This is a genomic window from Actinoplanes sp. NPDC048796, assembly GCF_040650035.1.
Classification (GTDB): Bacteria; Actinomycetota; Actinomycetes; order Mycobacteriales; family Micromonosporaceae; genus Actinoplanes.
In genome coordinates this window covers 550,344-571,194 of the sequence record NZ_JBEZGO010000004.1, presented here as the reverse complement: position 1 = coordinate 571,194, position 20,851 = coordinate 550,344, and the positions used below count along the sequence as shown (strand labels likewise).

17 protein-coding genes are annotated in these 20,851 nt (G+C 71.5%); 10 read left to right on the top strand and 7 right to left on the bottom strand.

Features of this window, described 5'->3' with window-relative positions; genetic code table 11:
* Nucleotides 1-2: 2 nt before the first annotated feature.
* Complete coding sequence (locus AB0C26_RS21335) at nt 3-2,096, top strand: alpha-galactosidase (RefSeq protein ID WP_360249819.1); 2,094 nt, start codon at nt 3-5, stop codon at nt 2,094-2,096.
* 57 nt (nt 2,097-2,153) lie between these two features.
* Here the strand turns inward: AB0C26_RS21335 and AB0C26_RS21330 are convergent, their stop codons facing one another.
* On the bottom strand, nt 2,154-2,720 hold the full coding sequence (locus tag AB0C26_RS21330; protein ID WP_360249816.1) for an NAD(P)H-dependent oxidoreductase: 567 nt from the start codon (nt 2,718-2,720) through the stop codon (nt 2,154-2,156).
* A gap of 202 nt (nt 2,721-2,922) precedes the next feature.
* Between AB0C26_RS21330 and AB0C26_RS21325 the strand changes: the two genes are divergently transcribed.
* The 3 genes from AB0C26_RS21325 to AB0C26_RS21315 are packed head-to-tail and all read left to right on the top strand — an operon-like array spanning nt 2,923 to nt 5,959.
* Nucleotides 2,923-4,191, top strand: coding sequence for an extracellular solute-binding protein (locus AB0C26_RS21325; RefSeq protein ID WP_360249813.1), 1,269 nt, complete (start codon nt 2,923-2,925; stop codon nt 4,189-4,191).
* Entirely contained in the window at nt 4,188-5,120 is a 933-nt protein-coding gene (locus tag AB0C26_RS21320) for a sugar ABC transporter permease (RefSeq protein ID WP_360249810.1), read from the top strand. The genes AB0C26_RS21325 and AB0C26_RS21320 overlap by 4 nt, the downstream gene beginning before the upstream one ends.
* The gene (locus AB0C26_RS21315; RefSeq protein WP_360249807.1) at nt 5,120-5,959 is read left to right on the top strand and encodes a carbohydrate ABC transporter permease; all 840 of its coding nucleotides are present in this window, start codon (nt 5,120-5,122) and stop codon (nt 5,957-5,959) included. The genes AB0C26_RS21320 and AB0C26_RS21315 overlap by 1 nt, the downstream gene beginning before the upstream one ends.
* A gap of 48 nt (nt 5,960-6,007) precedes the next feature.
* On the opposite strand, the gene ileS is transcribed toward AB0C26_RS21315, so the two are convergent.
* Nucleotides 6,008-9,112 carry an isoleucine--tRNA ligase gene (ileS, locus tag AB0C26_RS21310; protein ID WP_360249804.1) on the bottom strand — a complete coding sequence of 1,035 codons (3,105 nt, stop codon included), beginning with the start codon at nt 9,110-9,112 and terminating at the stop codon, nt 6,008-6,010.
* 317 nt (nt 9,113-9,429) lie between these two features.
* Between ileS and AB0C26_RS21305 the strand changes: the two genes are divergently transcribed.
* Complete coding sequence (locus tag AB0C26_RS21305; protein ID WP_360249801.1) at nt 9,430-11,151, top strand: trehalase family glycosidase; 1,722 nt, start codon at nt 9,430-9,432, stop codon at nt 11,149-11,151.
* On the opposite strand, the gene AB0C26_RS21300 is transcribed toward AB0C26_RS21305, so the two are convergent.
* Entirely contained in the window at nt 11,125-11,424 is a 300-nt protein-coding gene (locus tag AB0C26_RS21300) for a hypothetical protein (RefSeq protein WP_360249798.1), read from the bottom strand. The two genes, AB0C26_RS21305 and AB0C26_RS21300, sit on opposite strands and share 27 nt — an antisense overlap.
* A gap of 256 nt (nt 11,425-11,680) precedes the next feature.
* The gene (locus AB0C26_RS21295; protein WP_360249795.1) at nt 11,681-12,526 is read right to left on the bottom strand and encodes an alpha/beta hydrolase; all 846 of its coding nucleotides are present in this window, start codon (nt 12,524-12,526) and stop codon (nt 11,681-11,683) included.
* 117 nt (nt 12,527-12,643) lie between these two features.
* Between AB0C26_RS21295 and AB0C26_RS21290 the strand changes: the two genes are divergently transcribed.
* Both AB0C26_RS21290 and AB0C26_RS21285 read left to right on the top strand, forming a co-directional pair.
* Nucleotides 12,644-13,069 carry a metalloregulator ArsR/SmtB family transcription factor gene (locus AB0C26_RS21290; protein WP_360249792.1) on the top strand — a complete coding sequence of 142 codons (426 nt, stop codon included), beginning with the start codon at nt 12,644-12,646 and terminating at the stop codon, nt 13,067-13,069.
* Complete coding sequence (locus AB0C26_RS21285) at nt 13,002-13,634, top strand: SRPBCC family protein (protein WP_360249789.1); 633 nt, start codon at nt 13,002-13,004, stop codon at nt 13,632-13,634. Before AB0C26_RS21290 ends, AB0C26_RS21285 begins: the two co-directional genes overlap by 68 nt.
* Here AB0C26_RS21285 and AB0C26_RS21280 read toward each other — a convergent pair.
* Nucleotides 13,613-15,718 (bottom strand): BTAD domain-containing putative transcriptional regulator, encoded by a 2,106-nt coding sequence (locus tag AB0C26_RS21280; protein ID WP_360249786.1) that lies wholly within the window; start codon nt 15,716-15,718, stop codon nt 13,613-13,615. The genes AB0C26_RS21285 and AB0C26_RS21280 overlap by 22 nt on opposite strands.
* On the opposite strand from AB0C26_RS21280, the gene AB0C26_RS21275 reads away from it, so the two are divergent.
* Nucleotides 15,717-16,556 carry an RICIN domain-containing protein gene (locus tag AB0C26_RS21275; protein ID WP_360249783.1) on the top strand — a complete coding sequence of 280 codons (840 nt, stop codon included), beginning with the start codon at nt 15,717-15,719 and terminating at the stop codon, nt 16,554-16,556. The genes AB0C26_RS21280 and AB0C26_RS21275 overlap by 2 nt on opposite strands.
* Nucleotides 16,557-17,040: 484 nt before the next feature.
* Here AB0C26_RS21275 and AB0C26_RS21270 read toward each other — a convergent pair whose 3' ends face one another.
* The gene (locus AB0C26_RS21270; RefSeq protein WP_360249780.1) at nt 17,041-17,313 is read right to left on the bottom strand and encodes a hypothetical protein; all 273 of its coding nucleotides are present in this window, start codon (nt 17,311-17,313) and stop codon (nt 17,041-17,043) included.
* A 387-nt stretch (nt 17,314-17,700) separates the two neighbouring features.
* Between AB0C26_RS21270 and AB0C26_RS21265 the strand changes: the two genes are divergently transcribed.
* Together AB0C26_RS21265 and AB0C26_RS21260 are read left to right on the top strand one after the other, a co-directional pair.
* Nucleotides 17,701-18,975 (top strand): hypothetical protein, encoded by a 1,275-nt coding sequence (locus AB0C26_RS21265; RefSeq protein WP_360249777.1) that lies wholly within the window; start codon nt 17,701-17,703, stop codon nt 18,973-18,975.
* Nucleotides 18,965-19,948, top strand: a complete 984-nt coding sequence (locus tag AB0C26_RS21260; RefSeq protein WP_360249774.1) for a TIGR03617 family F420-dependent LLM class oxidoreductase — start codon at nt 18,965-18,967, stop codon at nt 19,946-19,948. Before AB0C26_RS21265 ends, AB0C26_RS21260 begins: the two co-directional genes overlap by 11 nt.
* On the opposite strand, the gene AB0C26_RS21255 is transcribed toward AB0C26_RS21260, so the two are convergent.
* The gene (locus AB0C26_RS21255; RefSeq protein ID WP_360249771.1) at nt 19,906-20,850 is read right to left on the bottom strand and encodes a chlorophyllase; all 945 of its coding nucleotides are present in this window, start codon (nt 20,848-20,850) and stop codon (nt 19,906-19,908) included. The two genes, AB0C26_RS21260 and AB0C26_RS21255, sit on opposite strands and share 43 nt — an antisense overlap.
* Between the last annotated feature and the right edge of the window lies 1 nt (nt 20,851).

Below are 20,851 nucleotides of genomic sequence, written 5' to 3'. Positions count from 1 at the left end.
GCGTGCGGGATGTCGTCGCGCTCACCGAGGCCGGGGTCACGCTGGTCGTCGACGCCTCGGGACCGGGCCTCCCGGTGATCGCCTACTGGGGTCCCGAGCTGCCCGCGCTCGACGACGGCCGGCTGGCCGCCCTGCTGCGCGCGTCGCAGCCGGTCGCCGGCACCAACAACATCGATCCGGTGCCGCGCGTCGCCGTCCTGCCCGAGCACCGCACCGGCTGGACCGGCCGCCCCGGCCTGAGCGGTTCGGCGTCGGGCCGTGGGTGGTCACCCTCGTTCCGGTCGTACGCCGTGCCGGGCGGCCCGCTCGTCTACGAGGCCGTGGACGAGGAGGCGGGCCTCACGCTGCGCCTCGAGATCCAGCTGCTGCCGTCGGGGCTGGCCCGGCAGCGCGCCACCGTCCGTAACGATCACGACGTCCCGTACGTCCTGAACGACCTGGTCCTGTCCTACCCGGTGCCGGCCGAGGCGACCGAGCTGCTCGACTTCGCCGGCCGGCACAACCGGGAACGCGTCCCGCAGCGTTCCCCGCTGCGCGCCGGCATCCACCTGCGCGAGAACCGCAAGGGCCGCACCGGCGCCGACAGCGCCTACCTGCTGCACGCGGGCACGCCCGGCTTCGGCTTCGAGTCGGGCCGGGTCTGGGCGGTGCACACCGCCTGGAGCGGTAACCACACCCACTACGCGGAGCGGGTCTTCACCGGCGAGCAGCGCCTGGGCGGCGGCGAGCTCCTGCTGCCGGGCGAGGTGCGGCTGGCGCGCGGCCAGGCGTACACCAGTCCCTGGGTGTACGGCGGTTTCGGCGTGGGGCTGGACGAGGTGGCGCGCCGGTTCCACCGGCACCTGCGGGCCCGCAGCCGGCCGGTCGGCCCGCGGCGGCCGGTGACGATGAACGTGTGGGAGGCGGTCTACTTCGACCACGACCTGGACCGGCTCACCGAGCTGGCGTCGCTGGCGGCGTCGGTCGGCGTCGAACGCTACGTGCTCGACGACGGCTGGTTCGGCTCCCGCCGGGACGACACCGCGGGCCTCGGCGACTGGGTCGTCTCGGCCGACGTGTGGCCCGACGGCCTGCACCCGCTGATCGAGCGGGTGCGAGGACTCGGGATGCAGTTCGGCCTCTGGTTCGAGCCGGAGATGATCAACGAGGACTCCGATCTGGCCCGCGCCCACCCCGAATGGATCATGGCGGCGCGCTCGGGCCGGCCGGTCGAGTCACGGACCCAGCAGGTCCTCAACCTGGGCCTTCCCGAGGCGTACGCGCACATCAAGGCGAGGATCCTGGCGATCCTCGGCGAATACCCGATCGACTACATCAAGTGGGACCACAACCGGGACCTGATCGACGCCGGCACCCGGCCCGGCGGCGAACCCGGGGTCCACGCCCAGACCGAGGCCTTCTACCAGCTGCTCGACGAGATCCGCGCGGCCCACCCGGCGCTGGAGATCGAATCGTGCTCGTCGGGGGGCGCCCGGATCGATCTGGGGGTCCTCGAGCGTACCGACCGGGTGTGGGTCTCCGACAACATCGACCCGCACGACCGCCAGCACATGCTCCGCTGGACCACCCAGCTCGTGCCGCCCGAGTTCCTGGGCTCGCACGTCGCCTCGGGCCGCTCCCACACCACCGGCCGGCGGCACGACCTGTCCTTCCGGGCCGGGACGGCGATCTTCGGCCACCTCGGCATCGAATGGGACCTCACGACCGCGTCGCCGGCCGAGCTGTCCGAGCTGACGGACTGGATCGCGCGCTACAAGGACTGGCGCGACCTGCTGCTCGGCGGCGACCTCGTCCGGATGGACGGCTACGGCGACGACGTGCTCGTGCACGGGGTGGTGGCCCCCGACCGTTCCCGGGCGCTCATCGCGATGGTGACGATGGCCAGCCCGTACCCGGACCCGCCGGCGCCGTTGCGGTTCCGCGGCCTGGACCCGCGACGCCTCTACCGGCTGCGGCCCCTCCAGCCCGTCGACCACCCGCCGCGCTGGTGGGCCGAGGACCTCGTGCTGACCGGCGCGATCCTGGAACACGCCGGCGTGGCCGGCCCGCGCGTACACCCCGACACCGTCGTCCTCTACCAAGCCGACGCCGTGTGACCTCCTGGCCAGGCAGGTCTCGCTGTGCTGGCCGAAGTGGATTTCGGAAGGTGCGGGTTACTTGCGCAGGGGCTTGAGGGCGGCGGCGACGCGGCCCAGCTCGTCGAGGACGGCCGTGGCGGCGGTGCGCATGGTCTCGTTCGGCTGGATGTGGCCGTCGACCAGGAAGTTGTTCACGAACGGGATGTTCACCGACTCGGGGACCACGAACAGCTTCAGCGGGTACGCCGGGACCTGGAGGCCGAGCGCGGAGCGGGTGCCGGCCGAGACGCCGCCGTAGCTGACCACGCTGGCCGCCTTGTAGGCCCACTCCTGGTGCAGGTAGTCGATGGCGTTCTTCAACGGCGCCGAGATGCCGTAGTTGTACTCCGGCATGACGAAGACGAACGCGTCGGCCGCGTCGACCTTCTCGCTCCACCGCTTGGTGTGGTCGTGCTGGTAGTTGCGGGCCCGCGGGTGGTGCGGCTCGTCGAGCAGGGGCAGGCTCTCCTCGGCCAGGTCGGCCACGTTCACCTGGAACCCGCCGTGCGCCTTGGCCTCGTCGACGAACCAGTCGGCCACCTTCGGCCCGATCCGCCCCGGCCGCGTGCTCGCCACGATCACCAACAGATTCAGATTACTCACAGCGGTCCCGTTTCCCTCAGACACAGACTATTTGCGTACGCAAACATAGCGTGGCCGGATCGCCGGGACACGGACAAGTTGCCCGGTTCACATCAGAGCGCGCCGAGAACGCTCCGCCTGCTCGCCCGTGTGCGAGCAGGCGCCGGGTTAGTTAGTTTCAACCTTGTCGAAATTAACATGCTCGATATGTTGGGAGGTCCTCGTGGTATCACGTCGACCGACGGCGAGCGGTTCCCTCTTCCTGGTCGCTGTCCTTCTCGCCGTCGCCACCCTGAGCGGCTGCTCGGGCGACGACCGCACCACCATCACGTTCTTTCAGTTCAAGTCCGAGGCCCAGCAGTACTTCCAGCAGCTCGCGGCCCAGTTCGAACAGGCCAACCCGGACGTCCGGGTGGTCGTCGACAACCCGGCCGACCCGGAGACCGCCCTGCGTACCCGGCTGGTCAAGAATGATGTCCCGGACGTGATGACGCTCAACGCCAACGGGACCTTCGGCGAGTTCGCCAGCGCCGGGATCTTCCGGGACTTCCGCGGCGACCCGGCGCTGACCGGCGTCAACCCGGCCTACCTGTCGGTGATCGGCAACCTCGGGCAGGGGTCGAAGGGCGAGGTCAACGGGGTGCCGTTCGCGGCCAACGCGAGTGGGCTGCTCTACAACAAGGAGCTTTTCGCCGGCAACGGCGTCGCGGTGCCGAAGACGTTCGACGAGCTCGTCGCCGCGGCCGAGAAGTTGAAGGCGGCCGGGGTCACCCCGTTCTACGGCATGCTGGCCGACTCCTGGACGGCCCAGTCCCCGCTCGCCCCGCTGTCGGCCCAGTTGCAGCCGGCCGACTTCTTCCCGAAGCGGTTCGCGGGCGAGACGACGTTCGCCGAGGGCTGGCGCAGCACCGCCGGGGAACTGGCGAAGCTCTACAGCTACACGCAACCGGATCCGCTGTCCAAGGGCTACGAGGACGGCACCGCCGCGTTCGCCAAGGGCGAGTCCGCGATGCTCCTGCTGGGCAGCTACGCCGTACCGCAGATCCGCGCCTCCAAGCCCGACTTCACGGTGGGCAGCATGGCCCTGCCGGCCACCAACGACCCGGCCCGCACCACCTTGGTCTCCGGCGTCGACGTGGTGATCACGGCCGACCGCGACGGCGCCCACCCGGCCGAGGCCGGCAAGTTCATCAAGTTCCTGATGGACGAGAAGGTCATGCGGGACTACTGCAAGGCCCAGGTCGCCATCCCGACGCTGAAGGGCCTGACCAACGACGATCCGGCGCTGGCCGACGTGCAGAGCTACATCGACGAGGGTCGCATCGTCGGGTTCACCGACCACCAGTTCATCCAGGCCATCCCGCTGGGTGCGCTGCTGCAGGAGTTTCTGATCAGCGGGGACGAGGACCGGTTCCTGCGCAAACTCGACGACGACTGGGACAAGGTCGCCAAGCGGCGCACCTGGGGACTGGGGGCGGTGATGCGATCATGACCATCGAGACGCCGAGCCGTACGGCCGCGAGCGCCGGGAGCGCCGAGGGCCCCCGGCGCAAACGGGGCATCCGCCTGTCGGGCGCCTACTACCTGATGGTGCTGCCGGCCTTCGTCCTGTTCTTCGTCTTCCACACGGTCCCGGTCATCCAGGGCGTCTACTACAGCTTCACCGACTCGCCCGGCTACGGCCCGGCCGACTTCGTCGGGCTGCGCAACTACGTCGCCCTGTTCACCGACCCGCGGGTGCTGCACGCGTACTGGTTCACGTTCCTCATCGCCGCCGTGGCCACCATCGCGGTCAACATCGTCTCGCTGGCCATCGCGGTCGGGCTCAACGGCCGGATCAAGTTCAAGAACGGGCTGCGCGGGATCTACTTCATCCCCAACGTGCTGGCCATCCTGGTCGTCGGCTACATCTTCAACTACCTGTTCTCCAACTCGCTGCCGGCGCTGGCGGCCAAGCTCGGCATCGAATCGCTGTCGACCTCGCTGCTGACCAAGGCCAGCACGGCCTGGATCGCGATCGTCATCCTGGCCGTGTGGCAGTCGGCCGCCTTCAACATCATCATCTACATCGCCGGCCTGCAGACCGTGCCGACCGAGATGTACGAGGCGGCCGACCTCGACGGCGCGAGCGCCTGGCGGCGGTTCCGCAGCATCACGTTCCCGATGATCGCCGGCTTCTTCACCATCAACATGGTGCTCTCGCTCAAGGGCTTCCTGCAGATCTTCGACCACATCGTCGCGCTCACCGGCGGCGGGCCGGGCACCGACACCGAATCGGTGGCCCTGCTGATCTACAAGGGCGGATTCCAGGGCGGCGAGTACGGCTACCAGAGCGCCAACTCGGTCATCTTCTTCATCGTCATCGTCGGATTCTCCATCGTTCAGCTGCGCGTGCTGCGGCGCCGGGAGGTCGAAGTCTGATGTCCACCACAGCCGTCTCGGGACGCAACCGGGTCAACTGGTGGCTCACCGCGCTGCTCATCGTGCTCGCGCTGACCATCGCCGTCCCGCTCTACTTCGCCGTGGTCACCGCGCTGAAGACCACCGATCAGCTCGGCGGCACCGGGTTCGGGCTGCCGACCGACGTCCGGTGGGAGAACTTCGCCGACGCCTGGCGGCTCACCGACTTCCCCACGACCGCGCTCAACAGCGCCGTCATCACGGTCGGGGCGGTGGTCCTGACGCTGCTCACCAACTCGATGGTGGCGTACGCCATCGCCCGCAACATGCGGCGCCGGCTGTTCAAGGGCCTGTACTTCTACTTCGTCTCGGCCCTGTTCGTGCCGTTCCCGATCATCATGCTGCCGGTGGCCAAGGAGACGGCGATCCTGCACCTGGACAACCGGGTCGGGTTGATCCTGCTCTACGTCGTCTACGGCCTGGCCTTCAACATCTTCATCTTCACGGCCTACATCAACAGCATCCCGCAGGCGCTGGAGGAGGCCGCCCAGATCGACGGCGCCTCCACCTGGGGCGTCTTCTGGAAGGTCATCTTCCCGCTGCTGGCCCCGATGAACGCCACCGTCGGCATCCTGACCTGCCTGTGGGCCTGGAACGACTTCCTGCTGCCGCTGGTCATCCTCTCCGACCCCGAGTCGGCGACGCTGCCGCTGGTGCAGTACGTCTTCCAGTCGCAGTTCCAGACCAACTACCCGGCCGCGTTCGCCAGCTACCTGATGGCCATGGCGCCGCTGCTCATCGTGTACGTGTTCGCGCAGCGCTGGGTGATCTCCGGGGTCACCCGGGGCGCGGTGAAGTAGCGCGATCCGGCGGCGGGAACGTCGGGCGTTCCCGCCGCCGGGTGCCGCCTACCGGCCGGCTTTGCGCAGCCAGAACGTCAAGCCGAGCGACTCGTCGGTGAACGGGGCCGGCCAGCCGGGCTCGCCCACCTCGTAAGAGACGGCCAGGACCTCGTCGGCCACGAGCGCGCTGTGCTCCTCCAGGGCCTGCGCGGTCTCGTCGGACGAGGTCGTATAGCGCAGGTCGATCCGGTCGGACACGTCCAGGCCCGACGTCTTACGGGCCTCCTGGATCTGGCGGATGGCGTCGCGGGCCAGCCCGGCCCGGCGCAGGGCGTCGGTCAGGTGCAGGTCGAGGGCGACCGTCGCGCCCGAGTCGGAGGCCACGGCCCAGCCCTCGCGCGGGGTCTCGGTGATGATGACCTCGTCGGGGGAGAGCACGATCGGCTCACCCTCGACGTCGACAGTGGCCGTGCCGGCCGTCCGCAGGCCGGCCGAGAGGGCCGCGGCGTCGGCCGCGGCCACGGCCTTGGCGACCTCCTGCACGCGCTTGCCGAAACGCTTGCCGAGCGTACGGAAATTGGCCTTCGCCGTGGTGTCGACGAACGACCCCGCGACCGCCTCGACCGAGCCCACGTTGAGTTCGGCCGCGATCTCCGCCAGGAGATCGGCCGGCAGCGCGGCGAAGCCGGGCGCCGAGGCCAGCGCCCGCGACAGCGGCTGGCGGACCTTCATGCCGGACTCGGCCCGGGCGGCCCGGCCCAGCTCGACCAGGCGGCGGGTGGTGGCCACGTGCTCCGACAGGGACGGGTCGATCAGCGCCGGGTCGGCGACCGGGAACGCGGCCAGGTGCACCGAGTCGGGCGCCGACGGGTCGACCGCCACGACCAGGTCCTGCCAGACCCGCTCGGTGATGAACGGGGTCAGCGGGGCCATCAGCAGCGTGACCGTGCGCAGGGCCTCGTGCAGGGTGGCCAGCGCGGCCGGGTCGCCCCGCCAGAAGCGCCGGCGGCTGCGGCGCACGTACCAGTTGGACAGGTCGTCGACGAAGGCGGCCAGCAGCTTGCCCGCCTCCTGGGTGTCGAACGCCTCGAGGGCGGCGTCGACCTTGCGGACCAGCTCGTTGAGCTCGGACAGGACCCAGCGGTCGAGCACCGGCCGGTCGGCCGGCGCCGGGTCGCTCGCCGACGGCGACCACGTGGCCGTACGGCCGTACAGCGCCTGGAAGGCGACGGTGTTCCAGTACGTCAGCAGGGTCTTGCGCACGACCTCCTGCAGCGTCGTGTTGCCGACCCGCCGGGCCGACCAGGGCGAGCCGACGGCGGCCATGAACCAGCGGACCGCGTCGGCGCCGTGAGTGTCCATCAGCGGGATCGGCTCGAGGATGTTGCCGAGGTGCTTGGACATCTTGCGGCCGTCCTCGGCCAGGATGTGGCCCAGGCAGACCACGTTCTCGTACGGGGACTTGTCGAACACGAGAGTGCCGACCGCCATCAGCGTGTAGAACCAGCCGCGGGTCTGGTCGATCGCCTCGGAGATGAACTGGGCCGGGAAACTCTTCTCGAACTGGGCCTGGTTGCGGTACGGGTAGCCGAACTGGGCGAACGGCATCGACCCGGAGTCGTACCAGGCGTCGATGACCTCCTCCACCCTCCGCGCCTCAGCGCCGCAGTCCGGGCAGTCGAACGTCACCGCGTCGATGAAGGGCCGGTGCGGGTCGAGGTCCGACAGGTCGGACTTGCTCAGCCCGGACAGCTCGGCGAGCGAGCCGACGCAGGTGAGGTGACCCTCGGCGCAGCGCCAGATCGGCAGCGGGGTGCCCCAGTAACGCTTGCGGGAGAGAGCCCAGTCGACGTTGTTGTTCAGCCAGTCGCCGTACCGGCCGTGCTTGACCGTGGCCGGCTGCCAGTTCGTCTTCTCGTTCTCGCGGATCATCTCGTCGCGGACCGCCGTGGTCCGGATGTACCAGGACGGCTGCGCGTAGTAGATCAGCGCGGTGTGGCACCGCCAGCAGTGCGGGTACTGGTGCTCGTAGTCGTCCTTGCGGAACAGCAGCCCCTTCGCGCGGAGCTCCTCGACCAAGGGCGCATTGGCCGTACGGAAGAAGAGCCCACCGACCAGCGGAAGGTCCTCCTCGAAGGTGCCGTCCAGCCGCACCGGGTTGACCATCGGCAGCCCGTACGCCCGGCAGCTGGCCAGGTCGTCGGCGCCGAACGCCGGCGACTGGTGCACGAGCCCGGTGCCACTGTCGGTGGTCACGTAGCCGGCCAGGATCACGTAGTGCGCGTCCGGGACCTCGACCAGGTCGAACGGCGGCGTGTAGGCCCACCGCTCCATCTCGCGCCCGGTGAACCTCTCCCCGGTCTTCGCCCAGCCCTCGGGGATCAGCTGCTCGGCGACCACCAGCTTCGCCGCGCCGTCGGTGATCACCACGTACGTCACGTCGGGGTTGACCGCCACCGCGGTGTTGGAGACGAGCGTCCACGGCGTCGTCGTCCACACGAGCAGGCTCGCCTCGCCCGCGAGCGGCCCACTGGTCAGCGGGAAGCGCACGTAGACGGCCGGGTCGACGTCGGTCTCGTAGCCCTGGGCCAGCTCGTGGTCGGACAGGGTGGTCTGGTCCCGCGGGCACCACGGTGCCACCCGGAAGTCCTCGACCAGCAGCCCCTTGTCGAAGATCTGCTTCAGCGACCACCACACCGACTCGATGTAGCCCGGATCCATCGTCCGGTAGGCGTCGTCCAGGTCGACCCAGTAGCCCATCCGCTCGGTGAGCTCGGCGAACGCGTCCGTGTGCCGGGTCACCGACGCGCGGCAGCGCGCGTTGAACTCGGCGATCCCGAACTTCTCGATGTCGAGCTTGCCGTTGAACCCGAGCTCCTTCTCGACGGCGAGCTCCACCGGCAGGCCGTGGCAGTCCCAGCCGGCCTTGCGGGCCACGTGGTAGCCCTTCATCGTCCGGTAGCGCGGGAACACGTCCTTGAAGACCCGGGCCTCGATGTGGTGGGCGCCCGGCATGCCGTTGGCGGTCGGCGGCCCCTCGTAGAACACCCATTCGGGACGTCCCGCCGACTGCTCGAGACTGCGGTGGAAGACGCCCTTGTCACGCCAGAAGGCGAGCACGTCGTGGTCGAGGGCGGGCAGGTCGACCTGGGCCGGCACCTGGGGGTACATCGTGTTCCTCCGTCGGATCGTTGCGCTTCCAACGGAGGGACGAGGCCGTTCGGGGCCCCGCGGTACCACCCTCCTTGACCGGGTGAACCCGGCCCACTCGAGGTGCTTGCGACCGGCTTTACTGGGCCCGGGCGGGCTTTTCCTCCGGCAGCTCCGGGGTGATCTTCCGACCGCGCACACCCCCGGGCTCACACCACCCCCGGGTCGCTCCCGGCTGCGTACGGCCGTACTCGTCCCCATCAACGCCTTGCCGGAAAATGGTACCCCGCCCGCCCCGCTGACCACCGGGGACCTCTAGAGCCACGAAAGCAGGAACTGTGTTCTCCCTCCACGACATCCCGTTCTCCTACCGCGGATCGTGGTTCGACGTCTCCCCGGTCATCGCCGAGAAGACGTACGCCGAAGATCTGCACCTGGTCTCCCACCAGACCGGCATGCATCCGGTCGTCCGGTTCCTGCCCTGGCACGATGACGCGCGCGCCGACACGCGCGTCACCGCCACGCCGTCGCGGCTGACCTGGCACAGTGACGGCGGCCGGGTCGAACTGGCCTACGAGAACCCCGACACGATCCGGCTCCGCGGCGACGGCCTCGGCCTGCGGATCGAGGTCGCCGCCGGCGTCCTGACCCCCTTCACCGGCAGCTACCTGTTCCACGACCCGGTGGCCGGCGCCCACGTGCTCACCTCGTACGAGACCGGCCGCCGCTACCGGATCACCGTTCTCACCGGCGAGATCACCGGCCTGGCCGGTGTGGAAGCGCTCGGCCACGGCGACCGGCACCTCACCCTGCCGGCCGGGACCGGGTGGGAGATCGCGATCGAGGAGTACCGGACGGGCCGCCCGCCGTTCCGCTCGAGCCTCGGCTTCGACGAGGTCGCCGCCGCCGCCGCGGCCCGGTTCGCCGCCTTCGCCGACGCGGTGGCGCCGTGGCGCAGCTCCCGGACACCGGCCGCGGAACTCGCCGCGTACGTGCTGTGGTCGGCCACCGTCGACCCGGCGGGCATGGTGAACCGGCCCGCCGTCCTGATGTCCAAGCATTGGATGGACAAGGTCTGGAGCTGGGACCACTGCTTCAACGCCCTCGCCCTCGCCGCCGGCGAACCGGGCCTCTCCTGGGACCAGTTCCAGCTGCCCTTCGACCACCAGGACCCGACCGGGGCGCTACCCGACTCGATCGCCCACTCGGAAGTGCTGCACAACTTCGTCAAACCACCGATCCACGGCTGGGCACTCCGGCGGCTGCGCGGACAGCTCCACCTCGACCCGGAACAGCTGAGCGAAACCTACAAGCGGCTCGCCGCCTGGACCCGGTTCTGGCTCGACCAGCGACGAGTGACCGGCCACCGGCTACCGCACTACCAGCACGGCAACGACAGCGGCTGGGACAACGCCACCACCTTCGACGACGACCGCGTCATCGAGACAGCCGACCTCGCCGCCTTCCTCATCCTCCAACTGCGAGAGCTGACCTCGCTGGCCGGCGAACTCGGCCGTCCGGCCGACGCCCAGGAGTGGGAAACGACAGCCGATTCTCTCCGCGACGCACTGCTGACGGAGCTGTGGCAGGACTCCCGGTTCGTCTCGGCGGCCGCCCGAACCGGGAAACTGCGCGCCAGCTCGAGTCTGCTCGACCTCATGCCGATCGTGCTCGGCGACGACCTGCCCGCCGACGTCCGAGCCCACCTGGCGACCCGTATCGAACAGCACCTCACCGCCCACGGCCTGGCCACCGAACCCACCACGTCGCCCCACTACGCCGCCGACGGCTACTGGCGGGGCCCGATCTGGGCGCCCGCCACCGTCCTCATCGAAGACGGCCTGCGCCGCGCCGGCTACCCCGCACTCGCGGACACCATCAGCGACCGCTTCCGCGCGCTCTGCGAGAAATCCGGCTTCGCCGAGAACTTCGACGCCGAAACGGGAAAGGGACTCCGCGACCGCGCCTACACGTGGACGGCCAGCAGCTACCTGATCCTCGCCGCCGCCTACGAGCAGCATCCCCGATCGGGATCACTCACCAGCGGGCGCCGGCAGTGACGGCGGGGCGGACCACCCGGCCGGCGGGGTCCAGGCCGGCCAGCGGTCCTCGGAGAAAGGCCGGTCCCAGCGCCGCACGCGCTCGATCACGCGGTGTCGTGCATCCTTGCCGCCGGCGGTGCGCGCCGACTTGAAGGCGGTGTCCGGCGCCTGGTAGAGCACCACCCGTTCCGGCGTGTCCTCGACGACCCGCAAGGGCGCCGCGAGCATCACCCGGCCGCCGCGCACCTGGCGGTAGCGGATGGCCTCGCCGCGCTCGAAATGCCGTTCCACCGCACCTCGCCTACTAGAGATCGGCGGTGGCGCCGGCCCGGAGGGAGCCCACCCGGTCGTCGGCCAGGGCCGGGTCGTCGCGGTACCGCTCGTCCCCGTCCCGCAACTCACCCACCGGTGCGCCTCCTCGTGACCCTGTGACGGCGAGTATTCCGCCCACATGGTCGCAAGCGGCGTGCGGCCTTGCGTTGCCGGGAGAGTAGGCCCCTCGGCGGTGGCGCCGCCTGCTGTTGTGGGGGTTGAGAATCCCGTATCTCTAAAGGGGTTGCCGGTGGGTGTTGGTGGCGATGGCGTCGATGATCGTGGGCCAGAGAGGCTGCGGGAGGTCGTGGCCCATGCCCTCGATGACCAGGAGTTCGGCGCCGGGGATGGCGGCGGCGGTGGCCCGGCCGCCGCTGACGTCGATGAGCGGGTCGGCCGCGCCGTGGATGACCAGGGTGGGGGCGGTGATCTGGCGCAGGCCGGGGGTGCGGTCGGGGGAGGCGATGATCGCGGCGTACTGGCGCTGGGTGCCCAGGGGGTTGAAGGCCCGGTCGAACTTGACGGCCGCGCGCTTGTGGAGCCACTCGTCGCTCGCCGGGTAGGCCGGGGAGCCGATGACGCGGGACGTGGCGGCGGCCCCGGCGATGATCTCGTCCCTGGTCGTGGCCGGTGGGCGGGCCAGGGCGGCCGCGGCCTCCGGGGTCGGGCGGCCCACCTTGCGGTCGCCGGTGGTGGACATGATGGAGCAGAGGCTGGCCACCAGTTCCGGGTGGTCGATGGTCAGCTGCTGGGCGATCATGCCGCCCATGGAGGCGCCGACCACGTGGGCCTTGTCGATGTCGAGGGCCTTGAGCAGGGCGGCGGTGTCGGCGGCCATGTCGGAGAGCAGGTAGGGCGCCTTCGTGGGCACGCCCAAGTCGTCGAACGAGGTGGACAGTCCGGCGTCGCGGTTGTCGAACAGGATCACGTGGAAGCCGCGGGCGGCCAGGCCTTCGCAGAACTCGAAGGGCCAGTCGATGAGCTGCGCGCCCAGGCCCATGATGAGCAGCAGGGCGGGGCGGGCCGGGTCGCCGACCGTCTCGTAGCGCAGATCGATGCCGTTGGCACGCACGTCGGGCACGGGTGGCCCTCCTTTCCGTCCCGGCCAGCATGCCCCAGGAGATCGTTTCCGGCCACCGCGAGAATCGCCGGTACCTAAGCCCTGGCTTATATAAGAGATGATTGATAACGTACGGCCGTGCACGCGTTCGATGTTCTCGGTGACCCGGTTCGCCGGCGGATCCTGGAGCTGCTCGCCGAGGGGGAGCAGTCGTCCGGGGCGATCACCCGGGTGGTTCAGGCCGAGTTCGGCATCTCCCAGCCCGCGGTCTCCCAGCACCTGAAGGTGTTGCGGGACAACGGCTTCGCAACGGTGCGGCCCGAGGGGGCCCGCCGGCTGTACGCGGTGGACGACACCGCGCTGCGCGAGGCCGACGCGTGGCTGGCGCGGTTTCGACGGTTCTGGGCTCCTCATCTGGCCGCCATGGCCACCGAGGTGGCGCGGGGCAAGCGACAGCGCCGGCTCGCCGGCGAGCTGAATCAGGAAAGGACCGAAAGTGGACGTCAAGGAACAGATCAGCCAGGTACGCCGCACGCTCGGAAGCCGCGTCCTGGAGGCGGGTGAGGCCCGCGTCATGACGATCAGCCAGGTGTACGACACGGACATCGACGACCTGTGGGAGGTTGTGACGAGCGCCGAGCGGATCCCGCGCTGGTTCCTGCCGATCTCCGGCGAGCTCAAGGAGGGCGGCCGCTACGAGCTCACCGGCAACGCGAGCGGCACGATCTCCCGCTGCGACAAGCCGCACGGTTACGACGCGACGTGGGAGTTCGGCGGGCAGATCAGCTGGATCGAGGTGCGCCTGAACGCCGAGGACGGCGGCACCCGCTTCACGCTGGAGCACGTGGCGCATGTCGAGGAGCAGTTCTGGGACGTGTACGGGCCGGGAGCCACCGGCGTCGGCTGGGATCTCGGGCTGTACGGGCTGGCCAGCTACATCAGCGAACGGGAGAACGCGCCCCACCCGTCGACCATGCAGGACTGGCACACCACTGTGGCGGGCCAGACGTTCATGCGGTCGAGCACCGACGCGTGGGCGGCGGCGTCGGTCGCCCAGGGCGAGGACCCGGAGGCGGCGAAGGCGAGGGCCGACCGGACGTACGCGTTCTACACCGGCACCGAGGCGTAGCCGGCGACCGGTCCCGCCGTGAGGAGACCGCTGGCCGCGCCGGCGATCTCCCCGGCGGCCGGGGCGAGCGCGGCACGGGCCCGGTCTCGTACGGGCTGGTCGCCCAGGAGGGTGGGGGCGCGCGCGAGCAGGCACCAGAGGGCTTCGGCGAGCAGGTCGGCCGGCGGGTCGGGGGCGTTTCGCAGGGCTTCACGAGCTTGGGTGGTACGCCCGTCGGCGATCAGCACGAGCGGACGGCACCACGGCTCGTACGGCCCGTAGTCGTCGTCGGGTGCCGGTTCGCCGTGCCAGACCCGCAGGCAGAGCACGGCCAGGGGGAGCAGGCCCCGCTCGAGGCCGGGCATGCCGGCCCCGTCGAGCCGGTCCGCCGCCCGGCGGAAGGCCGCCTCGGCCACGGGGAGGGGTGTGCCGCCGGTCGCGGCTTGGCGCAGGGCGCGGAACCAGGTCGTGAAGACGGCGACCAGGGGCAGCTCGTGCCGGGCGGCGAGCCGGTCGGCGGCGTCGGCGTGGCGGCCGGCGCCGGCGAAGTCCCCGCGCGCCGAGAGGGCCTGCAGGCGGATCAGATGGCCGAGCACCTCGGCGGTGACGAGGCCGTGGGCGGCGGCCAGCCCGATCAGCTCGGCCCCGACGGCGTCCCGCTCGGGGGACAGGCCGGTGCGGTGGCAGCTCTGCATGAAGACGCCGTTGAGCGCGAAGGCGAGCAGCCCCGGATCGTCCAGCTCGCGCGCGAGCCGTTCGGCCTCGAGCGCGCACGCGCGGGGATGATCGTCGCGGACACCGCGCGACTCGACGGCGATGGTGGCCAGCAGCCGGGCCCGAGCGGCGGCGGCGTCAAGCGGGAGGGCGGCCAGGGTCCGCTCGGCGGCGGCGACGATGCCGGCGGCCTGAACCGGGTCGTCGGAGCGGGTCCAGACGGCCGGTACGTCGTACGACCCGATGACCCTCGCGGTCAGCGCGGGATCCCCGAGTTCCTCGGCGGCCGCGATCGCGGCGACCCGATGCCGGCGGGCCGCGGCCAGGCCACCGCCGCCGGTGACGGCGAGGCCGCGCAGCAGCCCGACGGTGGAGTCGAGGCGCGCCCGGGCTCCGGCGGCGACCAGCCGATCGTAGTCGGCGGCCACGCCGGCCCAGACCTCCCCGGCGGGCGCGGTCCGCTGCCGTCCGCCGTCGTGCCGTTCGCCGTCGTGCCGTCCGGCGTCGTGCCGTTCGCCGTCGTGCCGTCCGGCGTCGTGCCGTTCGGCGTCGTGCCGGAGGATGTCGGTCTCGAGGCGGCGCAGCGCCGGGCCGGGATCGATGCCGAGCCGGTCGGCCAGCTGCGCGCGGGCCCGGCGGAGAACGGCGAGGGCGTCACCCTGGCGATCCGACCGGTAGAGGGCCAGGGCGAGAAGGCGCCAGGCCTCCTCACGCCAGGGGTGTTCGGTGACGTGGGCGTCGAGGTCGGCCACGGCCGCGGCGGGCCGCCCGGCGGCGAGGCGGGCTTCGGCGAGCCGTTCCACGGCCCGCAGGCGAAGCTCGGCGAGGCGGGCTCGGTCGGCGCGGGCCCAGGGAGCTTCCGGGAAGTCGGCGTAGGCGGGTCCACGCCACAGGGCGAGGGCGGTGGTCAGTTCGTCCTCGCCGAGCGGCCGGTCGGCGGTGACGACCCGCTCGAAGCGCCACGCGTCGACGCTGTCGGGGCCGGCCCGCAGGGCATAGCCGGGGCCTTCGGTGACGAGAAGCGACGCGGGGGCGCGGCGGGGCCGGTCCGGTTCCAGGGCGCGGCGGAGGGCGGCGACAAAGGTACGTACGGCGGCGACCGCCCCATCGGGCGCCGCCACCGGCCACAGATCGTCGACGAGGTGCCCGACCGGCACGACACGCCCCCGTGCGACGACAAGACGTGCCAGCACAGCGCGGTGAGCAGGTCCTTTGAGCCCGATTGCCGCCCCCGCCGCAGAACCCTCCAAGCCGCCGCCCGGAGCGGATCCGGCCCAGCCGGCCGCCGGAGCCGCCACCGACCAGGCGGTGACCGGACCCAGAACGCCGATCTCGACCCGCACTCCCACCTCACACGAAAACAGCACAAACCCGGATAAAGTGGACGTCATGCGCCTCTCTGCTGCCGCCCTCGCCCTGAGTGCTGCCCTGTCAGTGTGCCTTTCGGCCCCGCCGCTCGCGGCGCAGGCCGCTCCCATGGCCCCCGACGGCACGGCCGTATCCAACAGCCCGGCGTCCCCGGCCGGCCCGGCGGCCCCGGCCGGCCCGGCGGCCCCCGACGGTGCGGCCACGTCAGGCGGTTCGGCATCGCAGGCCGGCCCTGCGGCCTCCGGCGGTTCGGCGTCGCTGGCCGGTCCCGTGGCCTCTGGCGGTTCGGTGTCGCTGGCCGGTCCTGCGGCCTCTGGCGGTTCGGCGTTGCAGGCCGGTCCCGTGGCCTCCGGCGGTTCGGCGTTGCAGGACGGTCCGGCGGCCTCCCGGGGCGGGGCGGTGTCCGGTGGCTCCGCGGGGGCCGGGCGACCGGGGCCCGTCGACCTGATCGGGCTCGAGTTCCAGATGATCAACGCGGCCAGCCGGCAATGCCTGACCACGGCGCTGGTGCAGCGGCCGTGCGGGCGCGGTGAGGCCTTCCGCTGGCGGCTGCGGCCGACTACCGACACCGGGGGCGCGCTTCAGGTGCTCAACGTCGCCACCGGCAAGTGCCTGTCCATCGTCGGGGCCGGCACACGGGACCACGCGCGCGCCGACCTCTACACCTGCGACAGCCACGCCTCCCGCCTCTGGCGCCTGCGCGACTCGACCGGCGAGACGGCCCGCTTCCAGAACGTCCACAGCGCCAAATGCCTGACCTTGGCCGGCGACGCCGCCGTCCAGCGCCCCTGCCCCCGGTCCCAGCGCTGGACGGTCGACGTCATCAGCCTGCCCCTGCCCATCTTCGGCGCCGGCGCCTAACCGGAAGCCGGCCCGGCTCCGGGTATCGCGGCCCAGCACCCCAGCCGATTTCTGCCGGTCTCCGGTGCCCGCGAGAGCCGGCCCTCGCCTGTCTGCGGCGCCCGCGAGAGCCGGCCCCCGTCCGTCTGTGGCGCCCGCTGCGCTCTGCGTGAGAGCCAGCCTCTGCCGGTGTTGTCGCCGCCCGCTGCGTTCTGTGTGAGAGTCAGCCTCCGCCCGTCTCCGGCGCCTGCGCTCAGCGCACGAGCGTGCCCCTCCCCGGCTTCGGCGCGTACCACAAGATCGCGGGTAAACCGGGGTTGTCCACACTCGCCGGCTATCCACAGGCGATCTGCGGAAGTTCGTGGCTGGCTGCGAGACTTCTCGACAAGTTCAGCGAAGCGTTCGGCGGGCGGGTTCCGGTCGAGGGTCGTCCGGGGTTCGCCGTCGAGTTCGGCGGCGACCGCAGAGCGTGTGTCCGGGAGGAGGCCGGTGCTGTTGGGGAAGGCTATTTCGGCAGCGTGGAGCGCATTTCGCGATAGTTCGACCACAGCACTCGCGGGCGGGCCAGGCCACGCTTCGTGAGGTAGCGCTGTGTTGTGGCGCGCAGACCGCGGATCAGCTGAATCTGGCCGGCGACCCTGGCCTTGTGGTGCGCGCCGGTCTCGACCAGCCGGGACGGCGCCAGCAGCCACGTGTCCTCACGAGACGGTGTCAGCGAACCGACCACGCTGGCGCTGTGCAGTTTGTCGAGTCTGTCGTCGTGGCGGCGGACCAGCACACTGCGCCGGGCAGGCCGCCACCGGGAGCGCCGGCTGGAGGGTGAAGATGTGCCGCCAGAAGTCGGCCAGGTCACCGGCCGGGACCGGTGTGGATCTCGCCGGGGCAGGCGGCGGTTCCGGTGACCGGCACCTGCTCGGGGTGGTTTGTGCTGATGGCGTACGGCTTGTAGCCCTCCGGGGGTAGCTCATCGACGTGGTCAGCGGGAATGCCCCGTCGGGGTGGGTGATCCTGATGTCGGCCTCGCCGAGTGGTTGGAGGGTGACGAATGCGCAGGTCCGGGCGGCGTTCAGGAGGTCGCTGACGGGGGGTGAGCAGATGCGGCATGGCGGTGACCTTGAGTGGCGGGTGTAGATGTCTGTGCCCGCTATTTGCTTAGATCCGAGGCATGACGGAGACGCGCAGCCGAGCCGCCTTCACCGCGTGCGTTCTGGCCGGCGCCCTCCTGCTGACCGTCGGTGTGGTCACGTCGCGGCCCGAACCGGAGAGGGCCGTGGCCGTGCCACCCCGGCCGGGGCCGTACGACCGGGCCGTGGAGTCGCTGCGGGAGCAGTCGGCTGCCCTGTTGCGCGGTGACGAGCGGGCCTGGCTGGCCGTTGTCGCGCCGCCGCTGCACCGGCGCTACCGGGCCATGTTCCGGTCGTTGCGGGCGCTCGAGGTGACCCGGTTCGACTATGCGCCGGGGGTCGGCCGTCCGGTCCGCGACGATCGCGCCGCCGTGGAGTTTCGGGTGGAGATCTCGTACTGCCTCGGCACCGACATGTGCCCGGGGCGGCCCGGGGCGCAGTGGCAGCAGCCGCCGCGCGTGGAGCAGAAACTGATTCTCAAACCCTTGGGTGCCCGGTACGTGATCAGCTCGATCACGCCCGCACCGGAGGCCCATCCGCGGCATCCGGCGCCGTGGGAGGCCGGTGATCTGGCCGTGCTGCGCGGGTCGCGGGTCACCCTGCTGGCCGCGCCGGCCGAGCGGCGGCACCTGGCCCGGCTGCTGCCGGTGGCCGAGGCGGCGGCGCGGGCCGACGACCGGTTCGCCGCGCTGATGGGCACGCCGCAGTCGCGGTACCGGATCTACCTGGCCGGGGATCGGCAGTGGCGGACCTGGTACGGCGGGGAGGAGAACGACTGGGCGGTCGGGCTCGCCGTGCCGCTGAACATGTACGCCACCGACGTGGTCCTGCGGATGAGCAAGCTGGCCGACCATCCGGAGTTTCTGCGGGTCGCCCTCCAGCACGAGCTCGGGCACGTCGTGACGCTGGCCGGCGCCTACCGGGCCGACGCGGCCGCCGACACGTGGCTGTCCGAGGGCGTCGCCGAGTACATCGGCTGGTCGCCGCGGACCGCCGCCCGCAGCCTGCGCCGGGACAGTGTGCGGTGGCAGCTGCGGGCCGGGGCGCCGCGGTCGATGGTTCCGGTCAAGCCGGGACCGGACGCGCCGAGCCGGGCCGGGGACGCCTTCTACGGGCTGAGCCACTTCGCCGTCGACTGCATGGCCCAGCGGTACGGCGAGCCGAAGCTGTTCACCTTCGTCCGGCTCGTGCTGACCCGGGACAACGAGTACGACCAGGCCGCGCGCGAGGCGTTCGGGGTGCCGTTCGCGGCGGTCGACAAGGCCTGTGTGAGCTGGATCCGGGCCCGGGTGCTATCAAGAGATCATGCTGGTTGACTTCGCCGCCGACGTCGCGGCCACGCCCTCGCAGGTGGAGGCGGCCGCGGCCGCGGCGGAGCGGGACGGGTACGACGGGTTCGCGGCGGCCGAGACGCGGCATGACGTGTTCCCGGCCCTGGCGCTGGCCGCCCGGGCCACCGAGCGGATCACGCTGCAGTCGGCGATCGCGGTGGCGTTCGCCCGCAACCCGATGAGCGTGGCCGTGCTCGCCAACGATCTGCAGCTCATCTCGGCCGGCCGCTTCCAGCTCGGCCTGGGCTCGCAGGTCCAGGCGCACATCGAGCGCCGCTTCGCGATGCCGTGGGGGCGCCCGGCCGCGCGCATGGAGGAGTTCGTCCGGGCGATCCGGGCCATCTGGCATTCGTGGGCGAGCGGTGACCGGCTGGCGTTCCGGGGCGAGTTCTACCGGCACACGCTGATGTCCGACTTCTTCAATCCGGGCGAGAACCCGTACGGGAACCCTCCGATCTTGATTGCCGCCGTGGGGGAGCGGATGACCCGGGTGGCCGGCCGCGTCGGTGACGGGCTGCTCGCCCATCCGCTGACCAGCGCCGCCTACCTGCGCGAGCGCACCCGGCCGGCGCTGCGGGAGGCCCGTGGCGGCGAGCTGGACGGCTTCTCGCTCGGCCTGTCGGCCATGGTCGTGCTGGGGGCCGACGCGGCCGCGCGGTCGCGGGCGGAACAGGCCGTGAAGGGGCAGATCGCCTTCTACGCGTCGACGCCCGCCTACCGGCCGGTGTTCGAGCTGCACGGCTGGAGTGAGCTGGCCGACCAGCTCAACGGGCTGTCCCGGCGGCAGGCGTGGGCCGAGATGACCGCGCTGATCACCGACGACGTGCTGGACACCTTCGCGGTGGGCGGCGACGTGGGGACGAACCTGCGGGAGCGCTTCGGCGGGCTGGTCGACCGGATCTCGCTGTACACGCCCTACGAGGTGGATCCGGCGCTGGTCCGGGCGGCCTGGAGCTGATTCTCGACGGCGCCGAGAGTGCCCGCCGACAGTGCGGGCACACCGCCGTACAGCGACCAGCGCAGGAAGCGGGCTCCGGCCGCGCTGAGGAGGGGAAACTCGGCCGTGCTGGTGTGGTGGCCGCCGTCGGTGAACGACAGCATGGCCCGTGACCAGGGCACCGCCTCGAAGACGGTGTGCCCGGCCGGCCAGCTCACGGTGTCGTCCCGGCGGCCGTGCACGAACAGCATCGCGGCCGGCGGCCCGCCGAACGGGGTGGCCAGGAAGTCGGTGCCGGCCAGCACGATCCCGGCCCGGAGCCGCTCGTCGCGGTAGGCGCTGAACAGCCCGGCGGTGGTGATCCCACCGGCCGAGTGCCCGCCGGCGGCCATCCGCGAGGCGTCGACCCGGCCCTGCAACGGCCCGGCCACCGTGTTCTGCGCGGCGATCTCGGTGAGCACGTGCGAGGCGTCCAGGGGCTGATTGGCGACGTCGTACGCGTTGAACGCGGCCGTGCCGAGCGAGGTGTGCGGATAGAGCGGGGCGGCCACCACCACCCCGGTCAGGGCCCAGCTGATCAGCAGCGCGGCGTAGTCGTCGGGCTGCGACAGCATGCCGTGGCTGAACACCAGCACCGGGTAGGGGCCGGGGCCGACCGGATACCAGACCCGGGTCGGCAGCGACCGGCCGTCGCGGGTGAAGGTGTAATCGGCCCGCCCGACCGAGTTGACCCCGGCCGGCGGGGTGCCGCCCGGCGGCTCGTACACGGTGACCGGTCGCGGCGTCAGCGTCGAGGTCTTGACCGAGGACAGGATCCGGGACGCGGACGCCGTCCCCCGGCCGGCCGCGCCGGCGGCGGTCGCCCTCATGGCCACGGCTCCGGCCGCGACGGCCGTACCGAGCAGTAATGATCTTCTGCGCACG

What these genes read in the sequence shown, in the direction of transcription:
- AB0C26_RS21320 (WP_360249810.1), top strand. Translation starts at nt 4,188, where the DNA reads ATGACCATCGAGACGCCGAGCCGTACGGCCGCGAGCGCCGGGAGCGCC.
- AB0C26_RS21315 (WP_360249807.1), top strand. Translation starts at nt 5,120, where the DNA reads ATGTCCACCACAGCCGTCTCGGGACGCAACCGGGTCAACTGGTGGCTC.
- ileS (WP_360249804.1), bottom strand. Translation starts at nt 9,112, where the DNA reads ATGTACCCCCAGGTGCCGGCCCAGGTCGACCTGCCCGCCCTCGACCAC.
- AB0C26_RS21275 (WP_360249783.1), top strand. Translation starts at nt 15,717, where the DNA reads ATGCGCCTCTCTGCTGCCGCCCTCGCCCTGAGTGCTGCCCTGTCAGTG.
- AB0C26_RS21280 (WP_360249786.1), bottom strand. Translation starts at nt 15,718, where the DNA reads ATGACGTCCACTTTATCCGGGTTTGTGCTGTTTTCGTGTGAGGTGGGA.
- AB0C26_RS21265 (WP_360249777.1), top strand. Translation starts at nt 17,701, where the DNA reads ATGACGGAGACGCGCAGCCGAGCCGCCTTCACCGCGTGCGTTCTGGCC.
- AB0C26_RS21260 (WP_360249774.1), top strand. Translation starts at nt 18,965, where the DNA reads ATGCTGGTTGACTTCGCCGCCGACGTCGCGGCCACGCCCTCGCAGGTG.